Source organism: Streptomyces sp. NPDC058401, from assembly GCF_042722885.1.
GTDB lineage: Bacteria > Actinomycetota > Actinomycetes > Streptomycetales > Streptomycetaceae > Streptomyces.
In genome coordinates, this window is sequence record NZ_JBHXKA010000227.1 from 1 (window position 1) to 7,247 (window position 7,247).

Sequence of the window (7,247 nt, forward strand, 5' to 3'; positions counted from 1 at the left end):
GTCCGGGCGCAGCCCGGGGAACGGTGGAAGGGCGGGTAGGGGACTCCGCCCCGCGCAGCGGCCACCGCAGCCCGCCCGCGCCCGGCCGGGCCCCGCCGGGGCCCCTCACCCCCGCGCTCCCGCCAGCAACAGGCGGACCACGTCGACCACCGCATCCGCCCGGCCCGGATCCAGCTCCGGGCCGAAGCCGGCCGGCGCCGCGCCGGCCCCCGGCAGGGAGGCCCCCACCCGGCCCGGCCCCCGCCGCACCAGCTCCCCCAGGCTCCGCCGCACACCCGCCTCGTACCCCCCGAAGGTCCTCCGCAGCAACGGCAGCACGTCGACGAACGCCCGCTCCGGCACCGACACCAGCCAGCCGTCGATCAGCGCCAGCAGCCGTTCGTCGTGGACCAGCAGCGTGCCGCCGCCGGAGCCGCCGCCCGCGAACCCTTCGATCCAGCCCGCCGCGTCGGCCGGCGCGCTCGCCGGGGAGAGGGAGAGCCCCATCAGGCGTGCGGTCTCCTCGGGCGGCAGCCGCCCGTCGTCGAGGAGCAGCCGCGCCGCCCGCCCGCGGATCAGCCCGGGGACGGTGTCCCGGCCGGCCAGTGTCCGCAGCACCGCGGCCCACCGCTCCCGCAGCCCCTCCGCGTCGAGCAGCCCGATCGCGCCGTGCACCCCGTCGACGTGCCCCCGCAGCTCCTCCGCCGCGTCGGCGTCGAGTCCGGCCGCGCAGGCGGGCGGCAGTGCGACGCATATTCGCTCGGCGAGCCCGGCCGCCACCGTCCCCAGGGCCGCCGCGTCGGTGCCCCGTACGTCCCCGTAGCGCAGCGAACGGGCCAGCGCGGGCAGTGCCTTGGCCAGGCCCGCCACATCGGTGTCCAGTGCCGCCCGGTCGGCGAGGGCCCGCAGTACGGCGGGCAGGGCTTCGGAGAGCCCGGCCAGCAGGCACCGCTCGGCCAGGGCGGTGACCTCGCCCAGCTCCGCGGCGCCCGCCGCGTCGGCCTCGGCCCGGGCGGTGGCCGCCCCGAGGACGGTGGTCCCCCAGATGCCGGCTTCGGCGACCCGGACCGCGAGCTCCGGCTCCCAGCGCAGCCGCCAGGTCTCGCGGAAGGTGCCGGTGCTCCCCCGGGAGGCCGTCGGGACGCCCCAGTCGATGCCGAGCAGCCGCAGCCGGTGCAGCAGCAGGGATTTGGCCGCGTCGGTGTCCTTGCGCAGGTCGAGTTCCAGCTCGCGGTCCTGTGCCTCGGGCTTGAGGCGCAGCGAGCGCTGCTGCCGGGTCAGGTCGCGCTGGAGCGGTACGACGGGCGCCCCGTCGGGTACTTCGCCGAGGACGTCGCCGACGACGAGCCGGTCCTCGATCAGCGCGAGCGGTATGTCGGAGCCGTCGCACATCACCGCCCGGACCGCTTCCAGGGTTTCCGTCAGCCCCGGCACCGGCCGGCCCCGCATCGCGGCCAGGGTCTCGGCGAGCCGGACCGCCTCGATGACGTGGGCCGGGGACACCTGCCGGTCCTCCTCGCGGAGCAGGCCCGCGACCTTGGTCAGCCAGCGCTCCACGGGCCGGTCCCGGGCCGCGAAGAGGTGTGCGTACCAGCCGGGTGAGGTGATGCCCGCGCCGTACCCTCCGGCCCTGGCGAGGCGCCGGTGGGTCCAGGGCACCCAGGTGGTCTCCACCTTGACCTTGGGGAGCCCGGTGAGGAGCGCCTTGTCCGCGGCGGCGGTGGTCTTCGCCCGCAGGGCCGGGACGTGCCAGGCCCCGCAGACCACGGCGTAGGCCTCGCCGAACTCCCGGCGCGCGGCCCGCATCCGCTGCCGCATGTACGCCTCGCGCACCAGGTCCCGGTGGTGGCCGCCGGCTCCGTACTCCTCGCGCAGGGCGCCCATGGCCTCCCCGAGCGCCTGGAACACGGCCAGGGGATCGGCCGCCGGTCCGGCCCCGCCGCGGTGTTCGACCACGTCCTCCCACCACCGCTCGGGGTCCTCGTACCCGGCTGTCGAGGCCAGTACGGCCAGCGGGTCCAGCCGTACGGAGCCGGGCGCCGCCTCCCCCTGGTCCTCATCGCCGCCTGCCTCCGCCACGGCCAGCGAGTGCGCGGCCGGGAGGTCGATGAACCGGACGGGCACGCCCTGCTCCTGCGCCCACCGGATGGCGGCCCATTCCGGGGAGAAGTCGGCCAGCGGCCAGAACGCGGCCCGGCCGGGGTCGTCGGCCGCGTGGGCGAGCAGGGCGACGGGCGGCCGCATCCCCGGGTCGGCGGCCAGCGGGAGCAGGGCGTCGCCCTCCGGCGGTCCCTCGATCAGCACGGCCGCGGGCCGGGCCGTCTCCAGGGCGGCGCGCACCGCACGGGCCGAGCCGGGCCCGTGGTGCCGTACGCCCAGCAGCAGCGGACCCGTGGCGTCCATGCCGGCCGTCCCCGGGCTCATGCCGTCACCTCCCGGCAGGCCCGGTAGAAGTCCTTCCAGCCGTCCCGCTCGCGGACCACGGCCTCCAGGTACTCCTGCCAGACGACCCGGTCGGCGGCCGGGTCCCGGACGACGGCCCCGAGGATCCCCGCGGCCACGTCGGAGGGGCGCAGGACGCCGTCCCCGAAGTGGGCGGCCAGGGCGAGGCCGCCCGTGACCACCGAGATGGCCTCGGCGGTGGACAGGGTGCCGCTGGGCGATTTGACCTTGGTGCGCCCGTCGTCGGTGACCCCGGCGCGCAGCTCGCGGAAGACGGTGACCACGCGGCGGATCTCCTCCAGGCCCTCCGGGGCGGCGGGCAGGTCCAGGGCGCGGCCCATCTGGTCGACGCGGCGGGCGACGATGTCGACCTCGGCGTCGGCGGTGGCGGGCAGCGGCAGGACGACGGTGTTGAAGCGCCGGCGCAGCGCGCTGGAGAGCTCGTTGACCCCGCGGTCACGGTCGTTGGCGGTGGCGATGAGGTTGAAGCCGCGCACGGCCTGCACCTCGTCGCCGAGCTCCGGTATCGGGAGGGTCTTCTCGGACAGGACGGTGATGAGGGTGTCCTGGACGTCGGCGGGGATCCGGGTGAGCTCTTCGACGCGGGCGGTCATGCCCTCGGCCATGGCCCGCATGACGGGGCTCGGTACGAGTGCTTCGCGGCTCGGGCCGTGGGCGAGGAGGCGTGCGTAGTTCCAGCCGTAGCGGATGGCCTCCTCCGGGGTCCCGGCGGTGCCCTGGACGAGGAGGGTGGAGTCTCCGCTGACGGCGGCGGCGAGGTGCTCGGACACCCAGGTCTTGGCGGTGCCGGGCACTCCGAGGAGCAGCAGCGCGCGGTCGGTGGCGAGGGTGGTGACGGCGACTTCGACGATCCGGCGCGGGCCGACGTACTTGGGTGTGATGACGGTGCCGTCTTCGAGCGTGCCGCCCTGCAAGTACGTGGCCACGGCCCACGGGGAGAGTTTCCAGCGGGCCGGGCGGGGCCGGTCGTCGGCGGCCGCCAGGGCTTTCAGTTCGTGTGCGAAGGCGTCTTCGGCGTGCGGTCGCAGTGCCTCTGTGGTGGTCTCGTTCCCGATCGTGGTCATGGTCCCCCTCCAATGCTGCGCAGCCGCTCGACGGCTGCTGGAACCACGATGCACCCGACCACTGACAACAGCCCCCGGCGGCTGTGTTGTTGCAGGTCAGAGCGATTGTCAGTGGGGGTCTCTACGGTGGAACACATGACTGAGCAGGGGGTTCGCTGGACAGCGGAACAGGTACTGGCTCTGGCTCCTGACGACGCCTCACGCAAGGCGGGGGCCAAGCTCGGCGCGGCGGGGCCGTGGTCACAAACCGGAGGTTCCGCTTCCGGTGCGGTGTGGGGGTTGTGCAAGGGCAGCGGCAGCAAGCCGTACCGGACGGTCGTCGACCTGGCCGGGCCCGCGTACAAGTGCTCCTGCCCGAGCCGGAAGTTCCCGTGCAAGCACGCACTTGGCCTGCTGCTGCTCTGGGCCGCGGAGGGGCTCGACGGCCCGTCCGAGGCTCCGGACTGGGCGGACGAGTGGCTCGTGGAGCGGGCGGCGAAGGCCGCGCGAACCGCCGCCGACGGCTCCAGCCGGGCCGGGCCGGCGGACGTGGAAGGAGCCCGCAAGCGGGCCGAGCGGCGGGCCGCCCGGATCGGCGCGGGCGTCACCGAGCTGGAACAGCGGCTCGCGGACCTCGTGCGCGGCGGGCTCGCCGGCCAGGAGCGGGCGGGATATGCGGCCTGGGAGGAGACCGCCGCCCGGATGGTCGATGCCCAGGCGCCCGGACTGGCCGGGCGGGTAAGGGAGTTGGGGACGATACCCAGTTGCGGCACCGGCTGGCCCGCCCGGATGCTTGAGGAGGCCGCGCTGCTGCACCTGCTGGACCGGGCCTGGCTGGGCGTTTCCGGACTTCCGGAACCGCTGGCCGCGACGGTCCGCAGCCGTCTGGGACTGCAGCCCCGGACGGAGGGCGAGGCCGTACGGGACCACTGGCTCGTGCTGGCCCAGTACGACACGGCGTCGCCGGACGGCCGTCTCATCACCCGCCGGATATGGCTGCGCGGGCTGGCGAGCGGGCGGCCGGCCCTGGTCCTGGACTTCGGCCCGCCCGGACGGCCGCCGGGACTGGCGCTGCCCGTCGGATCGGTACTGGAGGCGGAAGCCCGCTTCCGGCCCGGCTCCGCGGGGCTGCGGGCGGACCTCGGGGAGGGGTTCGCACCGGCCGAGCCGTGCCGGACCGCGCCGGCCGGCGTGAGTACGGGCGCGGCACTGGAGGCGTACGGCGCGGCACTGCGCGAGGACCCCTGGCTGGAGTCCTGGCCGGTGGTGCTCGGTCCGGTGGTGCCCATACCGGGGGGACGACGAGGGGGAACTCAGACAGAAGGGAGATCGGAGCAACAGGGCGCAACGGATTGGCAATTGGCGGACGCGGAGGGGATGTCCGCCCTGCCCGTGCCCCTGACCGGGGCCGGGAGCCGGCCCGGGACCGGGCTGTGGCAGCTGGCCGCGCTTTCGGGGGGCGGCCCGTTGACGGTGTTCGGCGAGTGCGGACACCGAGGATTCACCCCGCTGACGGCCTGGCAGCCGGACTCTCCGGAGCCGGTGGTACTGGGCTAGGTCGTCTCTTTCGGATCTTGTCGGTCGAGCCCGCGGCGTCTGGTGCCGTGCCTGGCGTCGCGGGCCCGGCAAGATCCGAAAGAGACGGCCCAGCGGGTGGCAGGGGGAAGGCGGCGGCGCGGGGGCGCCGACGTATTCGAGACGAGTGAGCCGGGGGGCTTTCGTGAACGACAACCACGCCAGTTGAGGCCGTAGGCGCGGCCGTGTGTGCCACGGGGACATCGAGCTGCTCCGGTCCCGCGGAGGGGGCGGGACCGGAGCGGGGCACCTGCACACGGCACGGCACACGAGGGAAAGAGGGAGGGGATCCGGTGAACACGACCACGGACACGACCACGGACACGACGACCGGCACGACCACCGACACGATGGACACGACCACCGGCACGACCACCGGCACGGCCGGCTACGGGGACGCCGGCTGGGACGAGCTGGTGGGCGCCGCGCTGCTGGGTACCGAGCGGCGCCGGGGCAGTCCCGAGGCCCTGCTCGGGGCCGCGGCCGTGCAGACGCTGCGGCGCCGGGCCGGGCTGAGACCCGCCGAGGCGGGCCCCCGGCCCGAGCCCGCGCCGCGCGATCCGCGTCCGGAGCCTCCGGAGGCGGCCCGGCGGCGGCTCGCGCAGCTGCTGGCGGGGCGGGCCGGGGCGGGCAGCGGCAGCGGGCGCCGGGGGGCCGCCCCGGACCTGACGGAGCTGCTGCCGCAGTGGCTGGCCGCCGCCGGACAGCACGGGTACCGGGCGCCGGCCTCGCTCGTGCCCGCGTTGCTGGACGTCGCCCGGGCCCGTAGCGACCTCCGGCCGCAGGCGCTGGCCCTGGCCGGGACGCGCGGGCTGTGGCTGGCCCGGCTCAATCCTGACTGGCGGTTCGCACTGCGCGGGGGATCCGGGGGCGCCGGCGAACTGCCCGACGCGCGGGACGCGGCGGGGGTGGAACGGCTGTGGCAGGAGGGGCTGTTCGCGGAGCGGGTCGCCCTGCTCGGCCTCGTACGGGCGCACGAGCCGGCTGCCGGGCCGCGGCTGCTGGAGACCACGTGGACCACCGAACGGGCCGAGGACCGGCTGATGTTCCTCGACTCCTTGCGGGTGGGGCTGTCGGCGGGCGACGAGCCCTTCCTGGAAGGGGCACTGGGCGACCGCAGCCGCAATGTCCGGGCGACGGCCGCCGAGCTGCTGTCCGCGCTGCCGACCTCGGCGCTGGCCGGGCGGATGGCGGAGCGGGCGCTGGCCTGCGTCGGCCCGGAAGGGGTGACCCCGCCGGCCGCATGCGATGCGGGGATGCTGCGCGACGGCGTGGTCGAACGGCCGCCGGCCGGTCGCGGGGAGCGGGCCTGGTGGCTGGGGCAGTTGGTGGAGTCCGCGCCGCTGTCGTGCTGGCGGGACCGGTTCGGGGGGCTCGGCCCGGCGGAGATCGTGGCGCTGCCGGTGGCCGAGGGCTGGGCGGAGGAACTGCACGCGGCCTGGTGCCGGGCCGCGGTGCGGCAGGGCGACCCCGCGTGGTCGCAGGCCCTGCTCGGCTCGGCGTCCGCCCCGCCCGCGGCGGGCCCGGCGACGGCCTCGCTGGCGGAGCGGGCGAAGCTCCTGTCGACCCTCGGCGAGGAGGAACGGGCGGCGTGGGTCGCGGAGTTCATACGGGCCCACGGGCTGTCGGAGGCCTTCCAGCTGCTCGGGGTGTGCGTGGTGCCGTGGGCGGGGGCGCTGGGGAGGGCGGTGATCGAGGCGCTGGACTCCGCGCGGGAGGCGGGCGGCTACCCGTGGAGCTTCAGCGGGGTGATGGGACTGGCGGAGCGGTGCCTCGATCCCGGGGAGGCGGGGCGGCTCGATGCGCTGGTGGCGGAGCCGGTGGAGGAGGGGGGCGCGGCGGCGTACTGGTCGGAAGCCTTCCAACGCCTGGTCGCCACCCTGCGCCTGCGGGCGGCGCTGCACGCCGAACTGGCCCCGCCGCGCTGACCGCTGGCGCGGTCGCGGCACAGGGAGCCTGCCCGGCCCTAGCCTCGGCCCGAGCGGGCCGCGTCACCGCCGCCGGGGTGCCGTGCGGGCGGCGGGCCGGGCGGGCCCTGCAGGAAGAAGTCCCCTACCCGCCCTTCCACGGTTCCCCGGGCTCTGCCCGGACCCGGTCCTCAAACGCGGGACGGGCTGGGAGGGGTGCCGGGCTGCGCCCGGACCCCGCCTGGGGGGCGGCCCCCAGCCCCCGGGCGAAAACAGCGGA

The 7,247-nt window shown here is 76.3% G+C and carries 4 protein-coding genes; 2 read left to right on the plus strand and 2 right to left on the minus strand.

From position 1 onward, the window contains the following. Positions 1-105: 105 nt before the first annotated feature. Both ACFWNV_RS38610 and ACFWNV_RS38615 read right to left on the minus strand, forming a co-directional pair. Positions 106-2,403 carry a DUF5682 family protein gene (locus tag ACFWNV_RS38610; protein WP_383956688.1) on the minus strand — a complete coding sequence of 766 codons (2,298 nt, stop codon included), beginning with the start codon at positions 2,401-2,403 and terminating at the stop codon, positions 106-108. Then, positions 2,400-3,506, minus strand: a complete 1,107-nt coding sequence (locus ACFWNV_RS38615) for an AAA family ATPase (protein WP_383956691.1) — start codon at positions 3,504-3,506, stop codon at positions 2,400-2,402. Before ACFWNV_RS38615 ends, ACFWNV_RS38610 begins: the two co-directional genes overlap by 4 nt. Positions 3,507-3,641: 135 nt before the next feature. Here ACFWNV_RS38615 and ACFWNV_RS38620 point away from each other — a divergent pair, with 135 nt between their 5' ends. Together ACFWNV_RS38620 and ACFWNV_RS38625 are read left to right on the plus strand one after the other, a co-directional pair. Further along, complete coding sequence (locus tag ACFWNV_RS38620; protein WP_383956694.1) at positions 3,642-5,042, plus strand: SWIM zinc finger family protein; 1,401 nt, start codon at positions 3,642-3,644, stop codon at positions 5,040-5,042. Positions 5,043-5,410: 368 nt separating this feature from the next. Next, complete coding sequence (locus ACFWNV_RS38625) at positions 5,411-6,988, plus strand: DUF5691 domain-containing protein (RefSeq protein WP_383956697.1); 1,578 nt, start codon at positions 5,411-5,413, stop codon at positions 6,986-6,988. Positions 6,989-7,247: the final 259 nt, after the last annotated feature.

Coding starts and splice junctions, on each gene's coding strand:
- ACFWNV_RS38610 (WP_383956688.1), bottom strand. CDS start 2,403: ATGAGCCCGGGGACGGCCGGCATGGACGCCACGGGTCCGCTGCTGCTG.
- ACFWNV_RS38615 (WP_383956691.1), bottom strand. CDS start 3,506: ATGACCACGATCGGGAACGAGACCACCACAGAGGCACTGCGACCGCAC.
- ACFWNV_RS38620 (WP_383956694.1), top strand. CDS start 3,642: ATGACTGAGCAGGGGGTTCGCTGGACAGCGGAACAGGTACTGGCTCTG.
- ACFWNV_RS38625 (WP_383956697.1), top strand. CDS start 5,411: ATGGACACGACCACCGGCACGACCACCGGCACGGCCGGCTACGGGGAC.